Genomic DNA, 24610 nt, shown 5'->3' with positions numbered 1-24610 from the left:
GTGAACTTTATTTTTCGAAGAGTAAGTCAGAATTGGATACGAAGGCAAACTGCTTGCTGTTCGGCGACCACGACGGCGTGTTGATGGTGCCCTGTCCGCCGTACAAATACACCAGCACCCTGGGCTCACCGCCACCCACCGGCATGTTGCGGATGTACACATGTTTGTAGAACGGGTGATCGTCGGGTTTGACATCGTTTCCAAAGCTTAAGAAGACCATTGTTTTACCATCCGGCGAAATGTGCGGGAACCAGTTGTTCAACGTATCGTTGGTGAGCTGCGTTTGCTCGCTGCCATCGGGCTTCATGCGCCAGATCTGCATTTTGCCGCTGCGGGTGGAGTTGAAATAAATGTACCTGCCGTCGGGGCTGTACTCCGGACCGTCGTCCAGACCTTTTGCGGTGGTCAGGCGCACTTCATCGCCACCGGCGGAGGGGATTTTATAGATATCAAATTCATTGTCGCGCTGGCCGGTAAATGTGAGCCATTTGCCGTCCGGCGACCAACCGTGCAAATAGGAAAGACCGATGGGGGTGATCTGTTTGGGCGTACCACCGGTAATGGGCACGGTGTACACGACCGAACCATATTTTTTATCCGGGCTGGTCGAACTCAGTCCCAGCATTTTCCCGTCGAAGGAGATCACGTGATCGTTGTTGTTGTTGCGGACCTCGCCGGTATTGAGTTGCGAAACGCTCTTTTGCTTCAGGTAGAACTGGTAAATCAGGCCGTCTTTGTTGTAAAGAAGCGACTTGCCGTCTTTCATCCAGTTGGGCGCCTGCAACGATCCGGGTTCGCTGTAAATGATTTTCCGCTTGCCGCTTGCTATGTCAAACAACTCCATGTTGCTGCCAATGTATTCACGGTAAGGTACCAGGGTTTCTTTTGCTGGAACGGTGATCCGTACATTGTCAAAGCTGCCTTTTTCCACTACGTCTTTGTTGTGGGCACAAACAAACAAACCCACATATACGTCATCACCCAGGTCAATGTCGGAAATGTCCTGCGAGACGAACAGTTCGCCGGAATGCGCCACCGACATGATAAAGCGATTGCCCCTGCGTTCGAGCTGGATCACATCGGGAGCCTTGGTGTCAAACTTTTTTTCTTCCATAGTGCCACCGGCCACTTTCCGGTATTGCAGCGAGGTTAAGCCATCGCCATGCACCGTCGCATTGACAGAAGAAGAACTTGTGTCGAGTGATTTCCGGACCATCCACCCCAGTTTACGGTGCGGATCCACGCCTTTGTCCATCAGCTTTGCTCTTGCCTGTAAAATGAAATTGCCTTTGAGTTTGCGCCAGGCAAAATGGAATTCATCGCTAGCGCCCCAGATGTTGGCACCAGAACCGGTGATCACATAGGTTCCGCCGTTGGCGTCATACGCGACCGTTCCTTTGTGCAGCACAGGCCCGATATCGTTGTGCGATTCAAAAATGCCGGTGTCCTGTGCGCTTGCTTTTGTGCCGAGGAAACCAAGACAGAGAAAAGCAGCAATGACCGAAGGAATGTTTGCTTTCATATAGCGCTTTTGTTGTTGGCTGTTGTTCCGCTTTCCCCTGCTGCCAACGAAAAATCGGGCAGGGCCGAAATGCGGCGAATGATCTCCATACAGGCGCGGCTGTTGTGATAGGGACATTTCCACAAACCGACTTTGTCTTCTCCGGCCATTGGCGAATAATCTTCCTTCACGCCCCACACCCACTCGCCATTCGTGTTGTCCTTTATGTATGCTTTTACAAAATACCAACTGCGAAGCGATCTTTCCAACCAATTTTTCTCCCCGGTGATCTGCCAGGTGTTGAAAAAGCCGACCATCGCTTCGGCCTGCGGCCACCAGTGCTTTTCCCTGAACAGGTGTTGTTCATCCGTGTCATACTCATACCATAATCCGCCGTCTTCATCCTGGCCTTTCGCTGCAGCATCTGCTATCAGTGTCGAACGCCTTTTTACACTATCCAGCAGTGCATCATCATGAATACGTTCCGCTGCTTCCTGAATCAGCCAGGCCGCTTCAATGTCGTGGCCATAGGAAACGATGCTGGATTTACCATTCCATTCATCATCAAAGAATAAAATCAGGTGAGCCGTTTCAGCAGAGATAATGTGTTGCAGAAAAAGTTCAACCAGTTCCCTAATTTTTTCTTTCAAGCCTTCATCGGGCCAGGCGCGGTACAGGTTGGCAAAGCCTTCCAGCACGTGCAAATGCGTGTTCATGGACTTGCGTTCGTTGGCATCCCTGGCGCTCAGGCGCAAATCGCTGCTCTCTTTCCAGTCTCTTGTCAGCGCCTCGATGTAGCCGCCATGTTGCTTGTCATAGCTGTGCGCAACAATGTCCTGATACAACTGGATGGCAACCCCCTTCGCATTTTCGTCTCCCGTGGCCAAGTAGTATTCACTCAGCCCGTAGATGGCAAATGAAAGCGCATAGATCTGTTTTTTGGTGTCGAGCGGCCGGCCTTCGTGGTCAACCGTCCAGTACACACCGCCGTATGTTTTATCGATAAAAAATTCAGTGATGTAATGAAACGCTCTTTCTGCTACCGACCGGTATTTTTTTTTATTTGTAAGGTTGTAGGCAGCGGAAAAGCTCCACAGGATGCGGCTGTTGAGTACCGATCCTTTGGGTGCTTTCGTATGAACCGTTTCGTCATGATCGATCCGGCCGACAAAGCCGCCCTGCACATCGTCCACCGCGTACTTCATCCAGTACGCGAGGATGTTTTCCAGCTCCCTTTCCGTTTCGCTTTTGTATCGTTCCAGTTCTGTTTTCATACGTAAAAAAAAAGAGGGGCGGCTGCGATCAGCCACCCCGTTTTGTGAGAAACTGCTATGCGCTCACATGAGTATTTTTTGCTCCTTCCCGGAGGGCAAGGTTTTCTTTTTCCTTGTTTTTTCGGATGATGGAAATCAGTGCGTCAACTGATGTTGCTGATGTCATCCCATCGGCGGCCGTGTTCAGGCAGTAATCCAGCAAACGATCAATGGTGGACGTGGCCACATGCATGCGTGTGTCGGACGAAGCATAGTAAATGAACACCGTGCCGTCATCATCCAGGATCCAGCCGTTGCTGAAAAGCACATTGGAAACATCGCCGACCCGCTCCTCTCCTTCCGGCGCCATGAAATAACCGGCCGGCTTGCAGATCACTTTTGTCAGGTCGTGCAGATCGGTCATGAACAGGTATAACGTATAGCGCAGACCGGCCGCCGTGTTGCGAACGCCGTGCGCCAGGTGCAGCCAGCCTTTTCCGGTCTTGATGGGCGCAGGACCCAGGCCGTTCTTGGCTTCGTAAATAGTGTGATACGCCTTGGGATCGATCACCACTTCCTCTTCCACCACGGCGCACTCGATGCAGGCACTCAGGCCGAAACCAATGCCACCGCCTTTGCCGGTATTGATAAAGCCATCCTGTGGCCGGGTGTAAAACGCATACTTGCCGCTCACAAATTCCGGGTGCAGCACCACGTTGCGTTGCTGCGGTGATTTTGTTTTCAGATCCGCCAGGCGCTCCCATTGCACCAGGTCTTTGGTGCGGACGATGCCGCACTGCGCTATCGCCGCAGACTCGTCTCCCGCCGGTGCATCGGGATCTTTTCGTTCGGTGCAGAACAGGCCGTAGATCCAGCCGTCTTCGTGCTGCACCAGGCGCATGTCGTACACGTTGGTATCGGGTTCGCCGGTTTGCGGCAGTTGTACGGGATAATCCCAAAAGCGGAAGTTGTCGATGCCGTTGGGACTCTCGGCCACGGCAAAAAACGATTTGCGGTCGGCGCCTTCCACCCTTGCCACGAGGTAATATTTACCGTTCAACTTTATCGCGCCGGCATTGAAGGCAGCGTTGATGCCAAAGCGCTCCATCAGGTACGGATTCGTTTTTTTATCGATATCGTATCGCCAGAAAACCGGCGCATGCTGGGCGGTTAAAACAGGATGCCGGTAGCGGTCATACACACCGTTGCCGGGCATCTCCTTTCCGTTTTGCCGGGTGACCAGTTGTTCATAGGCCGTCTGCAATTCGGTCAGCCGTTTTTCAAATGCTGTATTCATGTTCCTTTTTTTTGTTGCCTTGCGGCTGGTTGGTTAGCATGTCTTCATCCTCGTCCAGTTTGTTCCACCAGGTCTTTTTCAGAACGAGGATAATGACCGTCAGTATAGCAATCGTGATGAGTAACGGAAGTTTCATCCACAGCACCACGTACATGGGCAGGATGGTGAGGCAGCACTGCGCAACGATGCCCAGCACCACGTTGAACAGATCAAGCCGGAAGCGTTTGTTGGGTTGAAAGGAAGGATCGTCCTTTACCACGTCGTTATGCACCGGCTTCCAGAAACCCCAGGGACGGACGGTACTGTAAAATTTCTTCAACACGTCCCGGTCAGTGGGTGGGGCGGAGTATGTGCCCGCAATGCAGCCAACCAGCGAGATCAGGAACAGCAGGGGCCAGTTGTACAGCGGTAGTCCTGTAAACACAAAGGGAAATACAAGTGCCGCCAGGATACCGGCCATCATGCCCCAGAAAAATCCGTTGGCGTTGAAGCGCCACCAGTACCACTTGAGCATGTTTGCTGCAATGTAACCGCCGTACAGGGCGCCGACAATCCATTGCAAAATGCTGTTGACATCCCGGGCAAAAAAGCCCAGCACCACCCCCACGGCCACCACCACGATCCCCACGAGATAATTCATGGAGATGATCCGTTTGTTGGAAGCGTTCGGATTCACATATTTGAGATAGATATCGTTGACGATATAAGCCTGCGCTGCATTGAGTGTACCGGAAAACGTGCCCATGAAGGCACCAAGCAAACCGGTAAGCACAAGACCTAATATACCCGCCGGCAAAAAGTTATTGATGGCGCCGGGAAGAATGCGTTCGAAATCGGTGCCGCCGGCACCATTAGAAAGATCAAGCTGGTTGTAATACAACAGGGCCAGCACGGTCAACCCAATGATCATGGAATACCGGATCGGCAGCAGGATGATAGACACAAAACCCGTCATCTTCGACGCCTCTTTCGGCGACCGGGTCGACAAAATTTTCTGCATGTCGTAATTGGGTGCCGGGCCGGCCAGGCTTGCCAGCGCACCTTTAAACAACATCATCATAAAGAAAAAGCCAAAGGGACTGAAACCATCTTCCGTGATCTTTTGGTTGACATCGGCAATGATGTTTGACCAATCCAGGTTGAGCTGCCAGCCAAAGAAGGGATCGGACCAGTGGTGCGGTGTATGCAAGGTTTGCCCTTGCAGATGCGACCAGGCAATGAAGCCGATGGCCAGGCAGCCAACGGTCATGATCAGGTATTTGATAAAATCACCGATCACGATGCTGTGCATCCCACCAAGGATGGAATAAAACATGGCGAAAAGCGTAAACACGATCCCGTAGAAATGGGCCACGTACTGCGGTGCCACGTGAAAAGGAACATAAGGCGAAACAACACTCCACGGAACAAAGATCTCGATGAATTTTCCCAGTCCTACAAAGCCGTAAGCCAGGAAGCCGAGGCAGCCGATGAGGGCAAAGGCCACCACCACATTGTGCGACGCTTTGACACCTTTTCCCTTCAGGCCAAAGCGGGTGGCCAGCCATTCGGCACCCGTATCTGCATTGGAGCGGCGCAGCCATTTGGAGAGGTACATCATGTTGAACACCTGGTTGAACACAGGCCAGAGCCAGGGTATCCAGATGCTCTTGAAACCGTAGACAAAGCACAGCGCCACCATCCACATCGTGCCGCTGATGTCGAACATGTCGGACGCATCGCTGAGCCCCAGCAGGTACCAGGGCAGTCGCTTGCCGCCCAACAGGTAGCTTTCCTTGTTCTGCCTTGCCTTCTTGCGGTAGTACCACCCGATCATTACCATCATCAAGAGGTAAACAACGATGCAGGCAATGTCTATGAATTGTAATCGCATTTTCTTGAGTAAAAATTCAAAAGGCAAAAGATAAAACGCCGCAGCAAATCAGCCAGATTTTCACTTTTTAGTTTTGCCTTTTGACTTCATAAATATTCTTCAAATCGTTTTCGAACAACGTGTACGGATCATTGTAAAATTTTAAAAAATCCGGCACGCTGCTGTGACCAGGAAAGGGTGCATAGTAGTGTGTCGGGCTGTGCTGATCGTTGCGCCAAACCAACACATACGAAAGACGCATACCTTCCGACTTCATCACTTTCAGCAACACATCATTCCACCAATTCGAATTGGGCAGAGACTCCAGTCCTGTTTCGGTAAACGCCGCGAGCTTGCCTTTCTTCACCGCATAGTCCGAAACGATTTTCAACTTCCGGATCGCGGCATCGAGGTTGTACTTTCCGTCGCGGCCCATGTCGCCGTAGTTGTCGATGCCCACCATATCCACCCACGCGTCGCCGGGATAGCGTTGCAGGTATTCCTCCTCGCTGTTGAAACGGTTGTCGGGGGAAAACGCGTAGATAAAATTGTGCACGCCAACACTGTCTCGTAAATACGAAACGGTAAAGCGCCACAGCGAGACAAATTCTTCTTTGGTGCAATGCGGTGCGCCCCACCAAAACCAGCCACCATCAAATTCATGAAAGGGACGAAAGACCATCGGCACCAGCTTTCCGTCCTTTCCTATTGTGCTCTTGGCCCAGTCGCCAATGCCGCGTAAGATTTCTTTATAGGTGTTGTTGGCCTGTCCGCCGGGAATGATGTATTTCACGGCCGGCAGCGAAACGGAATCTTTCCAGTAAAACCCGCCCGGAGAAACGGGGTTGTTGAAATGCCAGGCAACCGTTGTCACGCCACCGCGGTTGTAGGTTTCTTCTACGGTTTTGCGGACCCGTTCTTTTTCCTTTTGCACAGTCGCCGCCGGCTGGCCGGAAAAGCCACTCAGGTCCACGCCAATCACGGCGGGGTGCGAGCCGGTCACCGACTTTACATCCGAACGATTTTCTTCTCCTGCCCATCCATGCCCGTACTCGGTGGCATGCTGGTGGCCGAAAAGGGTATGTTCTTTGGATAGCGCCAGCAGGTTTTGAAACAGGGCCCTTGTTTCGGGTGTTGCTTTTTCATCAACAAGACTTTCTGCACTCGTCCCTGACGAAGAACCTGTAACCGCCAATTTGTGATTGCATCCAAGGGCTATCGAACCGATTAAAACAAAAAGCGAAATAGGAAAGCGCATGGTTTTCAATAGTTATTTTTATTATGGCTGTTGACGACCGGTCAACAAATTATTTTGCAGAGAGCCAACAGAGGGATTCTTCATTACTCCTTATTGCTCCTTTGCTTTGCGCGAATATCATTTATACATGTTCTCGTTCGTCACTTCATTTTGAAACAAGGTTTTAGGTTCGGCAAAAAACGCTTGAAAATCCGGTGCGCTTTTTTCGCCTTTGTACGGCACGTAAAACTCGGCCCTTCCGTTAGGTTTGAAACCGGCATTTCGCCAAGCCAGTGCAAAGGAGATGCGATGGTTTTGCAAACTCTTCCAGAGCACGCCTGTCCACCAGGTGCTGTCGGGGATGGTGCCGTAGCCAAACTCGGTCAGTGCCGGGAGCTTATTTTTTTCAGCCGCGATGCTTTCGAGGCTGGTCAGCATGGCGTCGATGTCTTTGACAAAATTTGCGTTGGCCTTCTCTCCGTTTTCCCGCTGGTAGATGTCAAAGCCGATCACATCCACCCACTCATCGCCGGGGTAACGTTCCAGGTATTCTTCCCTTGAAGCAAAGCGATCGGTGTTGAATGCATAGAGCAGGTGGTGAATGTTTTTCGTGTCGCGGAGATAGCCAACGGTGAATTGATAAAGCTGTTTCAGTTCGCCCGGTGTACAATGTGCTTTCCCCCACCAAAACCAGTTCCCGTTTAGCTCGTGAAAGGGCCGGAAGATAATGGGAATGGCTTCGCCCTTTTTGCCTTTGAGGCTTTGCAAAAAGGTGGCGATTTTGTCAAGCCATGTTTGGTACAGGGCGTGCTTTTCACCGCCGGGAAGAACAGCGGCAACTGTGCCGGGAGCAGGATCCCAGGCGGTCTTGCCGGTCAGTGGGTTGTTCAGGTGCCAGCTCAGCGTGACGACACCACCGCGATCGTAGGCACTTTGGATAAAGCCACGCATCTTGTCAAAGGGCACGCTGTCCAAATTCACGGGATGATCCACTTCCAGGCGCCCCAGCTCAAAACCATACACGGCCGGGTAATCGCCGGTGACGTCTTTTACATCGCTGCGGCCAGGTTCATACTTCCAGCCCACGCCATAAGCCAGGTCGTCCTGGTGACCGAACAGGATGCCTTTTGCCAACAGGCGTTTTAGATTTTTATAGAGCGCAACCGTTTCATTGGTTGCTTTTTGATCGATCGGCAAATTGGAGGAAGATGATCTTGCACCGATTCGATTGGCATACGACGTGATCACCTTCCAGGTAGACGAATCGCTATCAAATACCGTGTTCAACCCCTGTTCTTCCATCGGCGGATCGCCCATGTAGTCATCGCCTTTCTTCCAGAAAATTTGCCCTTTGTGCGGCCGTGCCGAACCGCCGAAGGCCCAGAATCCGGCACCCCCGATCGCACCACTTGTAGCCGCGCTTTTTTGCAGGTAAGAAAAAATCGTATCGTAAAAACGGTCGCGGTAGGTTGTGGCCGTAGAAGGATCAAACGAATGTCCGTCACGCGGCAGGCCAAATTCCTCGAGCACCATCGGCTTTTGCAGGTTTTGCGCAACGGCAGCGTGTTGTTCGATATAGTCTTTTGTTTTTTCGATCACGTTGCCGAAGCCTTTGGCAATAGCCGTGTCACGAAACCAGCTCCAGTTCTTGGGCCAGATGTGAATGGTGAGGTAGTCAACGTTTTTGTCGGCATGAACCGTTTTAAAAAGGTCCATGTTCTCGGTGCCCATATAGCCTTCGTGACCGATGGTAACAAGGTGGTTCTTGTCCTTTGCTTTAATCATCGCCGCCACGCTGCTGATCCATTTTTGATAGTCTTCATTGGCAGACGGACGCATGGGTCGCGGCTCGTTGGCCAGTTCCCAGGCCATGATGGCGGGATCGCTGCTGTATTTCTTTTTGGTGAGCGAATTTGTCCGATCCAGGAGAAGGGTCACCTGCTTGTTGTAGGCTTCCTTGCACGGTTCGCAGGTGTAAAACTTAGCGACGATGTCACGCTGTTCGTCCCATGTCAGTTTTCGTGTTTTCTGATCGCCGGGTACCTGGTTGTTCCAGATCAGGTATTGTTGAAAGCCACCGCTCCACTCCCAGTTGTTGCTGAGAAACAAAACGGCTTTCATGTTGCGCCGGCCCATTTCGGCCAGCAAAAGATCAAGGCCTTTCAACACCTGTTCGTTAAACCTGCCTTGTTCGGGTTGAAGGGGCGGTCCAATGCGTTCCACGCCGTTGATCAACCCGCTGCCTTCCGCACCCACCACCACGCGGAGGTTTTCCACGCCTTTGCGTTTCAGAAAGTCCAGTTCTTTTTGCAGGCGCAGCTTTCCCCGTTGCGGATCTTTTTCCAGCCCGAGCAAACCACCGTACCAATAGTTTGTACCGATGTAATAGTACGGCTTACCCTTGTACACGAAATGCGAACTTTCAGTTTTTACAAAGCCCTGTTGCGCCGCCAGGCTGTTTGCCAGCAGCGAGCTGCAAAGGATCAAAAGTGTAGCCAGGTATCTCGCTGAACCGGTCATTGATTAAACTGGGTTTGTTGTAAGGAAAGGAACAAGGTAAAAAGAACTGGTTCATTTCAGCGGGTGAAATGAACCAGTTTCCGTTGCGGAAGAGCAGATGAGTAAACAAAACGCTGTCGTTGCTGATCTGCCTCCCGTTTGTGACTTTTTTAATTCAAGCCAACGGCGTCAACAAAAACGGTAAATCCACCGGTTCCGTTCCACTCTTTCAGGATGACATCCGTGATATTCCCCGTAGTTGTCAAACTGGAAAGGGGAATTTCATAGTCGGTCCACTTGCCTTCTACCACGGTAATCGTGTATTTGTCGGCACCATTGATGCCCAGGTTCACTTTTTTACCACCGCTGCCAGCTGCGCCGAAAATGGAAAGCTTGAAGGTGGTATAAGCACCGGTATTTACGTTGGCACCGCCCAGTTGAAAGGGAGAGCCCCAGCCGCCGACATAGTTAATCTTGATCGACTTGGCGCCTTCCCGTACCGGGGCGGTGTTGTTATAGTCTTTGGTGCCGCCCCAACCGTCGCCGACCCAGCCATTCCAATTGGCTGTTACAGCGTCTTTATAAAGGGGCAACGCAATCGTTGGTGGTGGCGCATCGCCGGTAATTTCCAGCGCATCGGCCGATTGAACGGTCAGTGTGGAATTGTGCACACCCAAAACGATTTTCCCTCTCAGCACACCCATCGGAACGGTGACCACTAATTGCGTCTTTGATTGGCTGACAAACGTTTTCACGGCCGGCGCATTGGCAAACATCACTGAGTCAACGAGGTCAAGGTCGGTACCGGTGATGGTGACGTTGGTACCCGGATCAACTGGACTGGGCGAAAATGCCGTGATGGTCGGCAGCAAAACGACCAGGTCGGAAGACGACTGCGTTTGTACACCGGATGCCGCCACCAGGCTGACCTTCCCGCTTTTTGCCCCGGCTGGAACTTTTACCACGAGCTGCGTCGCGGACTTGCTGACAAAATCAGTAACCGGTGCTGTAACGCCGTTGAACAATACCTGCTGGGCCAGATCCAGGTTGGTACCGGTGATAGTCAGATTTTCGGAATTTTTCACTGGTGTTGGAGAAAGGCCCGTTGCCATGGGTAAAGTTACTTTCAGTGTATCGGCTGTTTGAAATTCGGCCGAATCCGTGCCGGTGTAGGCAATCACCAGCGGTCCTGTTTGTGCATCGGCCGGAACCGCCACCACCAGTTGGTTGAGCGACTTGCTCACAAAACTGGTGACCGTTTTGTTCCGGGAAAACGTGATGCTTTTCACCCAGTTGAGGTAATTACCAGTCAGGGTAATGTTTTCGCCGGGACGTGCCTGCGGCGTCATGGAGGCCACGGTGACACTTGTCTTGACGTTCAGGTTGAATTGCGTTTTGGAAACCACATCGCCCTGCGCTGTTTTCAGGGTCACGTAGCCTTTTTCGGCGCCCTGCGGCACCAGCAGCAAGATCAGTTCGGATGATTGTTGCTTAAATGCCACTTGTTTTACCGCGGCATTGGTGCCGGTGAAATCCACTTCTGTGACCTTGTCTAAATTCTGGCCGAAGAAACGCAGGGTATCACCGTGGCGGGCACCTGTAGGCCCAAAGCTGAGCAATTTCACAGTGCCGTCGTTTTCGTTGTCATTCTCTTTTTTGCAGGATGCCAGCACCCCTATCGTCAGGAGAAGGCAAAGCATGGTAAGCAGTCTGGAATTCGTTAGCTGGATCATTAGAATCAGTTATGTCTTAAAGGATAGTTTATTTGTCAACTTTTGGAACGACCCGGAGGTTGTCGAAAGCAATGTCTGCATCCAGCGAGCCCGGGCCATGGAACCACACCTTCACGCCATAGCCTTGCGGACGCAGGCCCCAATTGGTCGTGTAATGCGCCACCACTTCATTGAAGGGAACGGTAACGGTTTGCCATTTGCCTTTTGTATCGAACGGCGGCTCCCAGAAATACGGCTCCGTGTTCCAGTCGGGATCCGGGCCATTGATCTGGCCGATCATGATTTTGATACGATTCCCATTATAGGGCTTCAGCGTGTTGATCTCAAACTTCAGGTTGTACTTGGAAGGATTAATCACCGCATCATCGGGCAGGTTATGACTCGATGCCAGTGCATCTTCCTTGCCGCCGGCAAACTCCGTCCAGGCCCAGGAACCGATGTTTTTTGTAATGCGCAGGAAGTTGCCGCTGATGGCCAGCGGATCGTTGCCGGAAACCACCATGTCCTGTCCCCACCAGCCCGACCAGGGATCGCTGGTGATCAGCAGGTTCCGGTTGTCGCGGAACCAGAAGTCGGATTTGGTTTCGCCGAAATTGGTCTTCACCGTAATGGGTCCGGGCAGTGCGCCGTTTGGCACCTTCACCTGGATCTCCTGGTCTTTCACGGACACCAGTTCTCCGGCTACGCCACCGGTGAAGGTTACTGTAAGCGGTTCGTAAAAAAAATCGCCCCGGATGGTGGCCACATCACCTGCATTGACATATTCCGACACCATTCCGCTCATCACTGGTTTTCCGATTTGAACGGTAAAATTGTACAAAAGGGTATTGCCGTTTTTGAAGACAAGTTTAATCTGGTTAGAAACCGTTTTTGGAATTTGGCTGGGCACGGAAACCAAGAGTGTTGTTTTGGTAATATACGTAGGCGTCAACCGTGCCGGCTGGTCGTTGAACCAGACTTCAACGGCATCCTGCAGGTTATCGCCCATGATGGCAATGAGCTGACCCTGGCCTGCACCGACCAGCAGGGAATCGGAAGCTTCCGGTCTTGTGACCCGTACATAATCGATGCGGGGGGCACCGGTCGATTCTTCTTTTTTGCAGGAAGCCAGCAAGCTTACCGCACCCGCAGCCAGCAGTACGACCAGGATGATTTTATGGAGGAATTTCATTTGTGTTTCAATTTCTTTTGAGAAAATTTTGATTGCGCTTTGTTTATGGATAGTCAACCGGAGCTTTTTGCAGGTTCGGCGCCTGTGCTAATTCTACGTTCGGTATCGGCAGCAGGAAGTTGCCGTCGCTGGCGCTGATGGTCCGTTCGCTGAACCAGGATGTTTTTGTAAACGTCCACTGGGTCGGGTTCGGCATCTGGTCTGGTTTTGTCACAAACAAACCCCTGTCCTGCGAATTGAGAATCGAGAAGGCTTTCGAGGGATTCCAGTAGTGCAGGCTCACCAGGTCGTACCAGGCCATGCCTTCCATTGCAAACTCCTTGAAGCGCTCCGATTGCACCACGTCCAGCGTCAGCGGCCCGTTGGCATTGGCCCCCGAAACCGTCCACGGCGCCAGTCCTGCTCTTGTACGGACGGCGTTGAAATAATTCACCGCCGCCGCATCGGTGGTGGACGTGTTGTTGCCGATCGCTGCTTCGGCGTAGATCAGGTACATCTCGGCCAAACGCATCATGTAGGTGTTGTTCGGGTAGTGTTGCTGTGATGCCTGGCCAGCCAGGTCAATGGGCGAACCGATCACATATTTTTTGATGCTGAGAAAGTTTTGATCAGCACTGGCTGCCGGTGCCGGGAAGACCAGTTTTTGTTTATCCGAAACTTTGGTGATCTCGGGATAGTAGAAACCGGGCAGCATAAAGGTGGCGTGCAGGCGCTGGTCCAGCGTGCGGCCTTTTAAGGAGCCATCCGGTTGTTCGGCAAAACCTTCGTATTGCTTGATCATCCACCAGGTAGCCCCTTTGTCGCCTCCCCAGCCTCCAAAGGAAATATCGGGGTTGTAGGCCAGGTATTCGGGCATGCTGTTTTGTGTGCCCCATACATTGGGCCCAGAGAACACCCACTGTAATTCAAACAGCGATTCGGTGTTGTTGTCGTAAGGAAATTTAAACAGGTTCTCGTAGTTGCTTAACAGCTTTTTGCCGCTGTTCTGGATCACCCGTTGCGCATAGTATTTTGCACTGTCAAGGAACTCCTGCTTGCGGGTGCCCCCGCTTGCCTCCACGCCGGCCCTGGTAAGGTAAAAACGTGCCAGCATCCCTTCGGCCGACCATTTGGTCAAGCGTCCTTCCTGCGAAGCAACTTCCGGCAAATCGGCTGCCGCGGCGCGCATCTCACGGGTGATAAAGCGCCATACGCTGGGCACTGTATTGCGGGTGATGGACGAATCGAAAAGGTGATCAAAATTGTTTTCGATTACCGGTACGGGTCCCCAGTTCATCACCAGGAAGCGGTACGCCAGGGCACGCATAAAACGGGCTTCGGCAATGGCCGTTCTGCGCACGCCTTCTGACACGGCCGGGCCACCGTATTTTTTCATGTTGTAGAGAAAGAGGTTCGACTGGCCTACCACATTGAAGAAAGCACGCCAGGAGGCACCGTTCTCGCCGTTATCGCCGGTCGTATTGAACATCACGTTGCCACGGTCGTTCCAGGCGGAGAAAGCCGTACCGCCACGGAAGTCGCCGAGGTTGTACATGGCTTTGTCGTTGTAGTCGAACCACACTTCGCTGTAGAGCAACGCCGTGGCAGACATCACCTGGTCGTCGGTTTTGTAAAAGTTGGCATCCACCACGGAACTTAATGGTGGTTTTTCCAAAAAGCTTTTTTTACAGCTTGTCAGCGCTGCAAAGGCAAGCAATGCACCCATGAGAGATTTTATGCAGTTCATCGTCTTCATATAAATAGTTTAAAAATTCACACTAATCGTTGCGGTATACATTGGCGTTAACGGGTAGCGACCAAAGTCAATACCGATGGCCTGGTTTTGCGCACTGGCACCCTGGCCGACATAGGCTCCTACTTCCGGATCGTATCCTTTATAGTGCGTCAGCGTGTACAGGTTTTGTGCGCCAACAGTTGCTTTTAGGCCTTTGATCACTTTGGTATAGCCCAGGTATTTCGCTGGCAGGTTATACGAGAGCGACACGTTCTTCAAGCGGAGGAAAGAACCGTCTTCTACAAAGCGGCTGGTGATGCGTCCGTAGTTGTTGTCGTTGGCGATCTGGTTGTTTGACATGCGGGGAATCCGGGTGCCGGCGTTGGCCAGAACGGGTTTTCCGTTGCCATCGGTGGTCACCTTCGCATAGTGCGTTGCCTCGATCAGGAGGTTGCGGCTTAAGTTGATGTTGTTTGGATTGCTGGCTTCGGCCGCGATGTAGTTGTAGATATCATTACCGTACGTACCGGTGATCAGGATGCTCAGGTCAATGCCCTTGTACGAAAAACTATTGGTCATGCCACCAGTCAGTTTGGGCCAGGGGTTGCCAATGTTGGTCATGTCGGCAACCGTGATCTTCCCGTCGCCGTTGATGTCTTTGTATTTCACATCACCCACCCAAATACCGGTGCTTGCATCGGTCGGCCGGCGGTTGCCGCTGTTATCGACCGGTACGGCGCTTTTGTTGATTTCGTCGACTGACTGAAAGATACCTTCTTCGACATATCCCCTGAACAGCCAGGGCTGATAGCCAATGGCCGCACGCTGTGTCCAGTTGTTCATCCACCAGGATGTTCGGTCGATGAACGCATTTTCCGAGTTCAGAGAGGTGATCTCTGTTTTGAAATGCGACAGGTTCAGGTTTGTCTCCCAGCGGAAATCTTTTTTGTTGATGTTGGTCGTATTGAACGTGAGGTTCCATCCCTTCGTTTGCAGCGAACCGGTGTTCACCAGCGGTGCACCAACTGAGCCGGGGCTTCCGTTTGTACCCATGTACCAGGGCAGGCTGGCGGCCATAATCAGGTTGTTGGTATTTTTCACATAGTAATCGGCTTCCACGGTGAACCGGTTGTTCAGCACACCCAGGTTCAAACCAAGGTTATTGGTCTTTGTTTCTTCCCATTTCAGTTTGGCGTTGGTGAACGTGGACGGGCGAAGACCCGTACCCCACGGCGTTGCGCCGGTAGCCAGCGGTGCATAGATACCGGAACCTGTTCCCTGGTTACCGGTCAAACCAGTTTCAAAACGCAATTTCAGTTCGCTGATAAACGGGACCTGGAAAAACTTCTCACGGCTTACCCGCCATGCAGCCGACACCGAAGGGAAATTACCCCACCTGTTTTCGGAACCGAAATAAGGCGAGCCATCCCGCCGGAACGTACCGGTCAGCAGGTAGCGGTTGTCGTAGTTGTAGTTGATACGGCCGAGGTAGGATTCCATCGACCAGGGGTAGGTGCCACCACCGTTTGTAGCCGAGATGGGGTTACCGGCATTTACATCAAAAATGTCGTTGGTCAGGAAACCTGTTCTGCCGGCGGAAAGCGCCTGCCACTCCGACTCCTGGGCTTCATGGCTACCCATGACCGTAATATTGTGCTTGCCGATTTGTTTCGTGTATTCAAGCAGTTGGTTCCAGTTCCAGTACCAGCTCGAATACGTTCCTGTTTGCAGCGACGATGTCGTGTTGTAGTGCCACTGGTCGATCTGGTAAGTCGGTGTATAGTAAGTCGAAATGCCGTTGCCGATGTTGCCATTAAAGGAACTGCGGAAAACAAGTTCTTTGGTCAAATTCACCCCGATGTTCAATCCGCCCAGGAACTGGCGCTTCATGTTTTTGTTTGTAATGAGGTTGGCCAGGGCCACCGGGTTAATGGGTGCATACTGGTTGGCACCGTTCACCGGGTCGCTGCCGCCCCAGGATCCGTTCAGGTTCCGCACCGGGATCTGCGGTGTCAACCGCAGGGCATTTGCGATCAGCGGGCTTTGTGCGTCGCCATAGTTGGTAGCGGTAAGGTTTTCATTCGTTTGGTTGAAGCTCAAATTGGCACCGATCGTAAACCATTCCCTTGGTTTGTTATCAAGGTTCAGACGGAAACTATAGCGGTTGAAACCGGATCCAACAGCCACGCCATCCTGGTTCAGGTATTCTCCCGACATATAATACGTCGTGTTGTTGCTGCCACCACTCAGGCTCAACTGGTGCTTGTTCATGGCAGCGTTGTTGAACAACTCCCGCTGCCAGTCGGTTCCCACACCCAGGAGCGAAGGATCTAGGAACTCACCGGGAGTGGTACCGCCGGCAATGGCATGGTACTCCTTCACCATCTGCGCATACTCACGCAGGTTCATGACGTGCAGGCTGGTTGGCGGCGTTTGCAGGTTGTATTGATAGGCATAGTTGATCTTGAAATCACCTGCCCGGCCACGCTTCGTTGTAACCAGCACAACACCGTTGGTACCACGGGCGCCGTAAATTGCTGTGGCCGATGGTCCCTGCAGGATCTGCATGTCTTCGATATCGGCCGGGTTGAGGCCAGCCAGGGGGTTGGACGTGCTGGACGAACCAAACGACACATCCTGATCCTGCTGAATCTGCACACCATCAATCACGTAAAGAGGTTGCGTCCGGTTGAGCGAGCTTACCCCGCGAATGGTCACGGAGATACCGCCACCGGGCTGCCCAGAGTTTTGCGTCACATACACACCGGCAGCGCGGCCCTGGAGGGCTTGCTCTACAGTGGTGTTGACGGTCTTTTCAATTTCTTTGGCCGATACCGATGTTTGCGCCGTGGTAAGGTTGGCCCTTCGTGCACGGCCGTATCCCACCACTACCACATCGGCCATGGCACCCGTGGTGGCAGTCAGCGAAACATTCACGACATCGCCGGTTCCAATCGAAACTGTTCGCGGCTGCATGCCTACGAACGACACCACCAGGGTTTTTCCGTTGGGCGGTACCGTCAGCGAGAACTTCCCGGCGGCATCTGTAGTCGTTGCTGTTTTGGTTCCCTGCACAGCAACCGTGGCGCCTGTCAGCGGTGCCTGTTTATCGTCGGTAACCGTTCCGGTAATTCTTCGTTGAGCAAAAGCGAGAGTGGAAACGAGTGCAAAAAGCAGTAATAAATGCACCCGCAAGCGTAGGCATTTTCTCATATAGCTTACATAATTTGTTCCAAAGCTATTTTGTCGCAGTCTAAAAAAGAGATACTTTTTTATCCAAGGGGTGTATTTTTTTCAACAGTTATGGATAAACGGTAAAAAACAGGTATTGAAAATGAACAAAAACCGGGATTCAGCCGGGGAAAAAATTTATGCAACCGATTGTGGTATTATCTTAACTTCATCCAGGCAGAATTTGCCGACAACCCGACTTGCTTATGAAGGACAAACTTCTCCGGGAAATCACGCCGCTGACTCAAAGTGATTGCTTCACCGTCTTTTCGCGGGTGAAAAACGAATTTGACTTTCCCCTGCACCAACACGAAGAATTTGAACTCAACTTCATCCAAAACGCCAGGGGCGCCAAGCGGGTCATTGGCGGACACATTGAAGTGATCGGCGACGTTGAGCTGGTACTCGTTGGGCCCAACCTGCGCCACGGGTGGTTTACCCACCAGTGCAGGAGCCGGGAGATTCACGAAGTGACCATCCAGTTTCACCGCGACCTGCTGGACGAGAAGTTTTTGCAGCGCAACCAGGCAAGCTTTATCCGCAACATGTTCCAGCAGTCGCTGCGGGGCATTTTATTTACCAGGGAGACGGCGGCAGCAATGGCACCGCGCCTGGACACGCTTCACCAGAAAACAGGCTTCGAATCGGTGCTCGAGCTCCTCTCCATCCTGCACGCCCTTTCCACGTCGAAGGACATGCGTATTTTATCCGACATCTCCTTCCAGGCAGCCGACACCGTCAATTACAACAGCCGCCGCATCGAGGCCGTTATGGCTCACCTCAATAAAAATTTTGAACGGGAGATCTCCCTGTCGGAAGTGGCAAAACTGGTTGCCATGTCGGAAGTGGCCTTTAGCCGGTTTTTTAAGATGCGAACCGGGAAAACCTTTGTGGATACACTGAACGAGATTCGTCTTGGGCACGCCTCCCGCCTGCTGATCGACACCACCCAAAGCGTCAGCGAAATTGCCTACCGCTGCGGGTTCAACAACATGTCCAACTTCAACCGGATCTTTAAAAAGAAAAAACAGTGCACACCCAAAGAGTTCCGCGAAGAATACACCACGTCCGGCGTGCGGCTTTTTGTGTAAGAAAACCATTTCCCTTGTTCCCCACCTTGCCGCAGATTGGATTTACGCAAGGGGGCGCTATTCGCGTTTATTTTTCCGGCTTGCTGGGGAGGGGTAGAAAAATAAATACGGCTGGTAATGTCGCGTATGTATTAGCAGGAATACTACTGTTAGGCCTAATTTTATGAAACCAAGGTTACGAATTTTTTTGTCGAGCTATTGTTGTCTTTTGGGATAGGCACAAAACAGATTGGCCTTAAAGCGGAAGAATGCTGACACGAATATGTTAATTAGTCACAGTACGACTTCAAAGTTTAATGTGATGAATGTATGGAGCAACCACCTGGCGCCACTATTACTATCCAGCGTCGCTAAAACTTATCAATCCTGTTTTATGAAACAGCGCTCAAAAATATTTCTACAGGCTGTCATTGTGCTCGTTGGCATAGGTGCGCTTGCATTCCTGCTCTGGGAGCCTCACCTTGAAGGCAGGAATGCTCACGCTACGCTATTTGAAATCTATTTCAAAGACCCCTTTCTGGCGTATGCCTATATTGGGTCCATTCCATTTTTCGTGGCGCTCTACCAGGCATTCAGGGTGGTGGGATATGCCGGCCAAAACAAGGCGTTTTCCCCGAAGGCCATGAAAGCTTTGCGGATGATAAAGTATTGCGCAATCACCCTCATTGGGTTTGTTGCGATCGGAGAAATCTTTATCATGCTGAGCGATAGTGATGACCGTTCAGGCGGGTTTTTCATGGGCATCCTCATCACTTTGGGCTCAATCGTCATCGCTGTTGCCGCCACTGTAGTTGAAAGGAATTTGCGAAATGGCAGGAATATAAAACCTGAAAACGATCAACCCGCCAAAAGGGGCAGTTAAGAAATCAGTTGACTTTACACCACGGAAATCGGAGTGATTCATCGCTTCGGGAACAGATTAATTCGAACCTGTGACGTCGCAATTTCATGAACTGCGTAGAGCAATGCCGGTAATATAATCTTGCCGCGAAGAGCAGGGAAGTGTTTCTATGAAATTTGCTTGTAGAACCGGACAGCAGCGCTTCTATCCAACGCCGGTACTTAAAATAGCCACTGCTCCGGGACCTGTTTGTTGGGCGTCTATCCTGAACAACCAAGTTACAACGCAGCGTTTCTGTTCAAACACAATATTCAATAGCAACCGGCAGTTATTTATACACAATCATCCATCGCATCAATTGGCAAAAAAATGAAAGAACAATCAGGCGTTGATCACGCAACAAACAGGTTGACCACTCTATTATTTATCATTTATTTGTGTGCCATCTACTGGATTTTACTATTAAAGCTCGGTGTACATTTTTCCTATATGCGAAACAGGCAGGCAAACTTCATCCCGTTCAATGAACACGTCATTTTAACCAGTGAAAATATTTTGAACGTTGTGATTTTTATTCCGCTTGGTGTATATGCAGGAATTTTATTTGAAAGATGGTCGTTCGGTAAAAAACTTTTCCTCTTTTTCTTCCTTAGTTTACTGGTTGAAGGACTTCAATATATTTTTCGTCTTGGGGCTTTTGATGTTACAGATATGATAACCAATACTTCAGGCGGAGTTATTGGATTCATAATCGCTAAATCAATTGAAAAAGCATTCAATAGCAGTGTAAAGGCACAAAAATTCATTAACAAACTTGCAGCAGCAGGAACGTTTTTACTGATTTTATTGTTATTCCTGCTCAAAATGAACATGCTGCCGGTAAGGTATCAATAAGCCATTTCTGCTATTTCAATGAACGTTCCATTTCTTGTGCCGGTAAACGAATACGCACCAGCAGCATGGCAACAGCAGGTTTGGCGGAATGCACGTTCACAATGCCAACTCTTGCCAGTTCCACCCTCCACTGCCAGTTTTCTCCTCGGTATTTTGGCTTACTTCAGCGACGGCATTTCATCCAGCGTAAGCACATAACTGCTGGCAAATAGTTTCTTCCACAGGTCGAGCGAATTGTGGATATCCTTGCGGGTATAGTCGCCGTACCAGGGCATGAACCAGGACCAGGCCGCGCCATCAGCCACCAGGTTGTCCACGTCGGGAATGGAGCCGCATTCGGAAAGCGTGATCATTTTCTTGGTCCCGTACAGCGCATTGAGCGTATTGAATTCGTTGATCTGCGAGCTGTGGTCGCCCTGCTTGTAAATATCCCTTCCCACAATGTCAACGTAAGCATCACCGGGATACCAGTCGTTGTCGTTGGGTTCCCTCGTCCATACCCAGACCAGATTTTTCAGCCCGTGAAAATTCACCATGCGGTCGTACATCACCTGGTAAAGCTTTTTGCAAGGCGCCGCCCCTTTGGCCCCCCACCAAAACCAGCCGCCGGCGGCTTCGTGCAGGGGACGCCAGATAACCGGCACGTTTTGCTCCTGCAGCTTTTTCAGCAGGCCGGCCACAAAATCAATGTCACTGATCATAGCCTTGTATTCATCGGAAGCCGGGTCGTTGATCTTTGACACGTCAAAACTGGTTTTGCTTGTATAAAACTCCTCGGTTTTCCGGGATGGGTCACGCCAGTGCCAACAGAGGACCGGAATACCGTTGCGGTCCCAGTACGTTTTGGCGTCTTTGATGGGCTGCTCGTTATCGTACCAGGTATAATTCCGGTTGCAATGCATGAAGTCCAGCCCAACGATGGCCGGCTCTTTGCCAGTATTGGTCTTCAGCCAGGATGTTTCGTCAAAACTGTTCAGCGTCATCACACCCGAAAGAATTTTCTTGCCGTAGTTGTCTTTCAAAAACTGGTACAGCGCTGTCGCCTCTTTCGTCGCACCGGGTGTTACAAGACCTGCATTGATGGCAAACCGTGGCGCTTCGGGTGGGGCCGGTGCCGGTGGTGGTGGTGGCGTGATCTGTCCTTCACCTTTTTTACAACTGAAAATGAAGAGGACTGCAAACAGGCAAAACAAAGCTTTGAGTGACGCACGGAACATGGATAGCAATTTTATCGGTGATGAATAGCCGGCACCGCCTTTTACAGCGCGGTCACTTTACAAACACGCAAACCCTCTCCTACAGCCAGCAGCGGGCAAAGCTATCCCGAATGCCTACAACAATTGGATACTTTCTTAACCATTCCATGCTGTTTTTCTGTTGTTTTCTCCGAACAAAAAGAAAACAAAAGAGGCAGGATCGTCATCCCGCCTCTTTTGCCAAGCTGATACTTTCTTATCCATTTTGAACACAGCCGCGCAGTTCTATTTCTTCACCGCGCTGGTGTCGACCTCCCAGTTATCGGTGCGGAAAATATTAACCGGCAGTCCTTCCTTGCTGAACAGGTTGGGCATGGCCGCATTGCTGAAACCAAAGCGAACGGCCACCGGCTTCTTTACCTCTTTGCTTGAAACGACCACCGAATTGCTGCTGATCTTTGCTTTTGCCGGGTGAAACACCTTGTCCTCACCGGCAACATAGAACTCCGTGGGCTCACCACCTTTTGTCACCAGTCCTGCACCGGCGTTGGCAAAGCGAATGCGGATCTTGTCGCCTTCCACCTGCATGCTTTCATACTGCGGGTAGTGAATGGGCAAACCGCTCAAACCATACGTGCGGCTCAGGGCAAGGTTGGCCAGCCGCTCTCCCACTTCTTTTTTCATTTTGGGATGAATGTCGTGGACGTTATCCACCAGGTCGTGAATGACCACCATGCCGGTATTGGGATAGCCCGCAATTTTTGTCTGCTGTTCCCGCAACAACGCGGCGACGTTCTGGTTACCATAATCGGCAAACGGTGCAATCTGCACAAAGTAAAACGGGAAGTCTTTGTTCCAGCCCTTGCGCCAGGCTTGAATCATGCTGGTGAGCAGCGGATAATAAGTGCTGGCGGTTCCCGTATTGCTTTCGCCCTGGTACCAAAGGCTGCCGGCGATAGCGAAGTTCTGCAAGGGATAGATCATGGCATTAAACGTGGCCGCGGGCCGGATGGGCCAGCCATTCGAAGGCGTCAGTTTGCCGGCTGCCTGCCGCAGTTCCGCGTTGGCCTGCACTACCGAATCCGGTGTCCATGCTTCTGCCGGTGTACCACCCCAGTTTGCATTGATCAGGCCCACAGGAACGTTCAGCTTCCCGGTTACCTCCTTGCCGAAAAAATAACCGACGGCACTGAACTTTTTCATTTCGTCCGGTGTGCAAACCATCCATCTTGCCTTTACATCATCCTGCGGGTAGAGCGACGTAGTGCGGGGAATGTAAAAGAAACGGATCTTTTGATTGGTGGCTTCCGCAACGTCTTTTTCGTAGGGAAGGCCCCAGCCGACGTTCATCTCCATGTTGCTTTGGCCGCTGCACAGCCACACTTCACCAATGAGCACATCATCCAGTTGAATGGTATTCGTGCCTTTTACAACGATGGCATAGGGCCCGCCGGCTTTCGGTGTTTGAATGTGTAGTTGCCAGGTAGCGGCAGACGTGCCCTTCGTCGTGTAGGTTGCCGTGTCCCAGCCCGGCCTGACTGTTACCGTTTCTCCCGGTTCGCACCAGCCCCAGAAGGTAACGGTGCTGTTTTGTTGCAAGACCATGTGACTGCCCAGGATAGCCGGCAGGCGTACATCCGCAAAGGCAGTAAAACCCAGGAAAACAAAAACGGCGGTAAAGATTTTTTGCAGCATAAGTGTCCTGTTTATGTGAAGTGAAAGTTAGCCAGCGCAGCTTGTTTGCACTGACGCTTGTTTAACGAATGCTTGTATGATTTTAATCCACTTTTTTTTGAACCACGGAGACAGGGTGAACACGGAAGAACACAGAGAAGCGCTTCGTGTAACACTGTACCCCTGTGCCTCCGTGGTTCAAAAAAATTATTCAGTTGATGTCTCCTCCAAACCTCTCCGGATACCCAGCTCCAGTCCCCGCAGTTCAGCCAGTCCTCTCAAACGACCAATCGCACTGTAACCCGGGTAGGTTTTCTTTTTCAGGTCGTCCAGCATCTGGTGGCCATGATCGGGACGCATGGGAATGGAAACGGCCCGCCGCTGCATTACCTGCACGATCTCTTTCACAACGGCATACATGTCGGTATCGCCGGCCAGGTGGTCGGCCTCGTAAAAATTGCCGTCGCCATCCCGCTTGGTGTTGCGCAGGTGAAGAAAATAAATATGGTCGCCAAAGCGCCGTACCATGCCTACCAGGTCATTGTCTTCCCGTGCGCCGTAAGAGCCGGTACAAAAGCAAAGCCCGTTGGCCGGCGATGGAGCCGCGGCCAGCAAGTCCGCTGCATCCTGCTCCGTGCTTACAATCCGCGGCAGGCCCAGGATGGGATAAGGCGGATCGTCGGGATGGATCGCCATCTGCAATCCTGTCTCTTCTGCCACCGGCACCACCTGCTGTAAAAAATAAAACAGGTGTTGTTTCAGTTTGGCCGCATCAATCCCTTCGTAGGTTTTCAGGGCCGTTAATATCTGTTCTTCGGTAAAGCGTTCCTCGCTGCCGGGCAACCCCAGTAAGGCATTGCGGTAAAGTGTTTCCTTTTCTTCGGCGGTCATGGTGGCAAAGCGATCTTTTGCTTTTTGAATTTGCTCTTCCGTATAATCGTTGTCAGCGCCAGGACGCTTCAGCAGGAAAAGGTCAAAGGCAACAAAAGCGGCTTTTTCGAAGTACAACGCCTTGCTTCCGTCGGCCATTACATAATTTACATCTGTGCGCATCCAGTCGAGGATGGGCATGAAGTTATACGTCACCACTTTCAGGCCGCAGGCGGCCACATTGCGCAGGCTTTGCTTATAGTTTTCGATGTGCTGCCGGTAGCTGCCCGTTTGTTTTTTAATGTCTTCGCTCACCGGCAGGCTTTCAATCACGGTCCACGTCATGCCCGCTTCTTCCACCTGCGCTTTGCGTTTGCGGATCTCTTCGATCGTCCACACCTCCCCTACCGGTACATGGTGCAGCGCCGTGACCACACCGGTGCAGCCGGCCTGTCGGATATCCCATAAACTCACCGGGTCGTTCGGCCCGTACCAGCGCATTGTTTGTTCCATTTGCATAATTGACTGATTTTAAAAAAACCTGTCCCAGAAGGAC

16 protein-coding genes are annotated in these 24610 nt (G+C 51.6%); 3 read left to right on the top strand and 13 right to left on the bottom strand.

The genetic code is table 11. The annotated features are described in order from the left end of the window. Positions 1 to 7: 7 nt before the first annotated feature. The 10 genes from D6024_RS18570 to D6024_RS18525 form a co-directional block, all read right to left on the bottom strand. On the bottom strand, positions 8 to 1522 hold the full coding sequence (locus tag D6024_RS18570; RefSeq protein ID WP_121356256.1) for a TolB family protein: 1515 nt from the start codon (positions 1520 to 1522) through the stop codon (positions 8 to 10). After that, positions 1519 to 2775: an AGE family epimerase/isomerase gene (locus tag D6024_RS18565; protein ID WP_121356430.1), complete on the bottom strand. Its 1257-nt coding sequence runs from the start codon at positions 2773 to 2775 to the stop codon at positions 1519 to 1521. The genes D6024_RS18570 and D6024_RS18565 overlap by 4 nt, the downstream gene beginning before the upstream one ends. A 55-nt stretch (positions 2776 to 2830) precedes the next feature. Further along, positions 2831 to 4051, bottom strand: a complete 1221-nt coding sequence (locus tag D6024_RS18560; RefSeq protein ID WP_121356255.1) for a glycoside hydrolase family 130 protein — start codon at positions 4049 to 4051, stop codon at positions 2831 to 2833. Further along, positions 4035 to 5924, bottom strand: a complete 1890-nt coding sequence (locus D6024_RS18555) for a sodium:solute symporter family protein (protein ID WP_121356429.1) — start codon at positions 5922 to 5924, stop codon at positions 4035 to 4037. Before D6024_RS18555 ends, D6024_RS18560 begins: the two co-directional genes overlap by 17 nt. Positions 5925 to 5991: 67 nt before the next feature. Continuing rightward, positions 5992 to 7161, bottom strand: a complete 1170-nt coding sequence (locus tag D6024_RS18550) for a glycoside hydrolase family 26 protein (RefSeq protein WP_121356428.1) — start codon at positions 7159 to 7161, stop codon at positions 5992 to 5994. Between the two features lie 117 nt (positions 7162 to 7278). After that, on the bottom strand, positions 7279 to 9660 hold the full coding sequence (locus D6024_RS27055) for a glycosyl hydrolase (RefSeq protein ID WP_205573319.1): 2382 nt from the start codon (positions 9658 to 9660) through the stop codon (positions 7279 to 7281). 149 nt (positions 9661 to 9809) lie between these two features. Continuing rightward, positions 9810 to 11372 (bottom strand): IPT/TIG domain-containing protein, encoded by a 1563-nt coding sequence (locus D6024_RS18540; protein ID WP_121356254.1) that lies wholly within the window; start codon positions 11370 to 11372, stop codon positions 9810 to 9812. A gap of 28 nt (positions 11373 to 11400) precedes the next feature. Beyond that, positions 11401 to 12543, bottom strand: coding sequence for a glycan-binding surface protein (locus D6024_RS18535; protein WP_162944870.1), 1143 nt, complete (start codon positions 12541 to 12543; stop codon positions 11401 to 11403). Between the two features lie 43 nt (positions 12544 to 12586). Then, positions 12587 to 14278, bottom strand: coding sequence for a RagB/SusD family nutrient uptake outer membrane protein (locus tag D6024_RS18530; protein ID WP_121356252.1), 1692 nt, complete (start codon positions 14276 to 14278; stop codon positions 12587 to 12589). 9 nt (positions 14279 to 14287) lie between these two features. Next, positions 14288 to 17470 (bottom strand): SusC/RagA family TonB-linked outer membrane protein, encoded by a 3183-nt coding sequence (locus D6024_RS18525; protein WP_121356251.1) that lies wholly within the window; start codon positions 17468 to 17470, stop codon positions 14288 to 14290. 224 nt (positions 17471 to 17694) lie between these two features. Here D6024_RS18525 and D6024_RS18520 point away from each other — a divergent pair, with 224 nt between their 5' ends. From D6024_RS18520 to D6024_RS18510, 3 genes are all read left to right on the top strand, one after another. Next, positions 17695 to 18579, top strand: coding sequence for a helix-turn-helix domain-containing protein (locus D6024_RS18520; protein ID WP_121356250.1), 885 nt, complete (start codon positions 17695 to 17697; stop codon positions 18577 to 18579). Positions 18580 to 18952: 373 nt separating this feature from the next. Then, the gene (locus D6024_RS18515; RefSeq protein WP_121356427.1) at positions 18953 to 19441 is read left to right on the top strand and encodes a DUF2975 domain-containing protein; all 489 of its coding nucleotides are present in this window, start codon (positions 18953 to 18955) and stop codon (positions 19439 to 19441) included. Positions 19442 to 19789: 348 nt separating this feature from the next. Next, a complete protein-coding gene (locus D6024_RS18510) occupies positions 19790 to 20314 on the top strand; it encodes a VanZ family protein (protein ID WP_121356249.1) in 525 nt (174 codons plus the stop codon). Positions 20315 to 20472: 158 nt separating this feature from the next. Here D6024_RS18510 and D6024_RS18505 read toward each other — a convergent pair whose 3' ends face one another. From D6024_RS18505 to uxuA, 3 genes are all read right to left on the bottom strand, one after another. Further along, positions 20473 to 21531: a glycosyl hydrolase gene (locus tag D6024_RS18505; RefSeq protein WP_121356248.1), complete on the bottom strand. Its 1059-nt coding sequence runs from the start codon at positions 21529 to 21531 to the stop codon at positions 20473 to 20475. Positions 21532 to 21795: 264 nt separating this feature from the next. Further along, positions 21796 to 23205, bottom strand: a complete 1410-nt coding sequence (locus D6024_RS18500; RefSeq protein WP_121356247.1) for a sialate O-acetylesterase — start codon at positions 23203 to 23205, stop codon at positions 21796 to 21798. A gap of 186 nt (positions 23206 to 23391) precedes the next feature. Beyond that, the gene (gene uxuA / locus D6024_RS18495; protein WP_121356426.1) at positions 23392 to 24567 is read right to left on the bottom strand and encodes a mannonate dehydratase; all 1176 of its coding nucleotides are present in this window, start codon (positions 24565 to 24567) and stop codon (positions 23392 to 23394) included. Positions 24568 to 24610: the final 43 nt, after the last annotated feature.

Origin of the sequence: Flavisolibacter nicotianae, assembly GCF_003628535.1 — a bacterium.
Lineage (GTDB): Bacteria > Bacteroidota > Bacteroidia > Chitinophagales > Chitinophagaceae > Flavisolibacter > Flavisolibacter nicotianae.
The sequence above is the reverse complement of the archived record's forward strand: the minus strand, read 5'-3'. Positions and strand labels throughout refer to the sequence as shown.

Coding starts and splice junctions, on each gene's coding strand:
- D6024_RS18570 (WP_121356256.1), bottom strand. CDS start 1,522: ATGAAAGCAAACATTCCTTCGGTCATTGCTGCTTTTCTCTGTCTTGGT.
- D6024_RS18565 (WP_121356430.1), bottom strand. CDS start 2,775: ATGAAAACAGAACTGGAACGATACAAAAGCGAAACGGAAAGGGAGCTG.
- D6024_RS18560 (WP_121356255.1), bottom strand. CDS start 4,051: ATGAATACAGCATTTGAAAAACGGCTGACCGAATTGCAGACGGCCTAT.
- D6024_RS18555 (WP_121356429.1), bottom strand. CDS start 5,924: ATGCGATTACAATTCATAGACATTGCCTGCATCGTTGTTTACCTCTTG.
- D6024_RS18550 (WP_121356428.1), bottom strand. CDS start 7,161: ATGCGCTTTCCTATTTCGCTTTTTGTTTTAATCGGTTCGATAGCCCTT.
- D6024_RS27055 (WP_205573319.1), bottom strand. CDS start 9,660: ATGACCGGTTCAGCGAGATACCTGGCTACACTTTTGATCCTTTGCAGC.
- D6024_RS18540 (WP_121356254.1), bottom strand. CDS start 11,372: ATGATCCAGCTAACGAATTCCAGACTGCTTACCATGCTTTGCCTTCTC.
- D6024_RS18535 (WP_162944870.1), bottom strand. CDS start 12,543: ATGAAATTCCTCCATAAAATCATCCTGGTCGTACTGCTGGCTGCGGGT.
- D6024_RS18530 (WP_121356252.1), bottom strand. CDS start 14,278: ATGAAGACGATGAACTGCATAAAATCTCTCATGGGTGCATTGCTTGCC.
- D6024_RS18525 (WP_121356251.1), bottom strand. CDS start 17,470: ATGAGAAAATGCCTACGCTTGCGGGTGCATTTATTACTGCTTTTTGCA.
- D6024_RS18520 (WP_121356250.1), top strand. CDS start 17,695: ATGAAGGACAAACTTCTCCGGGAAATCACGCCGCTGACTCAAAGTGAT.
- D6024_RS18515 (WP_121356427.1), top strand. CDS start 18,953: ATGAAACAGCGCTCAAAAATATTTCTACAGGCTGTCATTGTGCTCGTT.
- D6024_RS18510 (WP_121356249.1), top strand. CDS start 19,790: ATGAAAGAACAATCAGGCGTTGATCACGCAACAAACAGGTTGACCACT.
- D6024_RS18505 (WP_121356248.1), bottom strand. CDS start 21,531: ATGTTCCGTGCGTCACTCAAAGCTTTGTTTTGCCTGTTTGCAGTCCTC.
- D6024_RS18500 (WP_121356247.1), bottom strand. CDS start 23,205: ATGCTGCAAAAAATCTTTACCGCCGTTTTTGTTTTCCTGGGTTTTACT.
- uxuA (WP_121356426.1), bottom strand. CDS start 24,567: ATGGAACAAACAATGCGCTGGTACGGGCCGAACGACCCGGTGAGTTTA.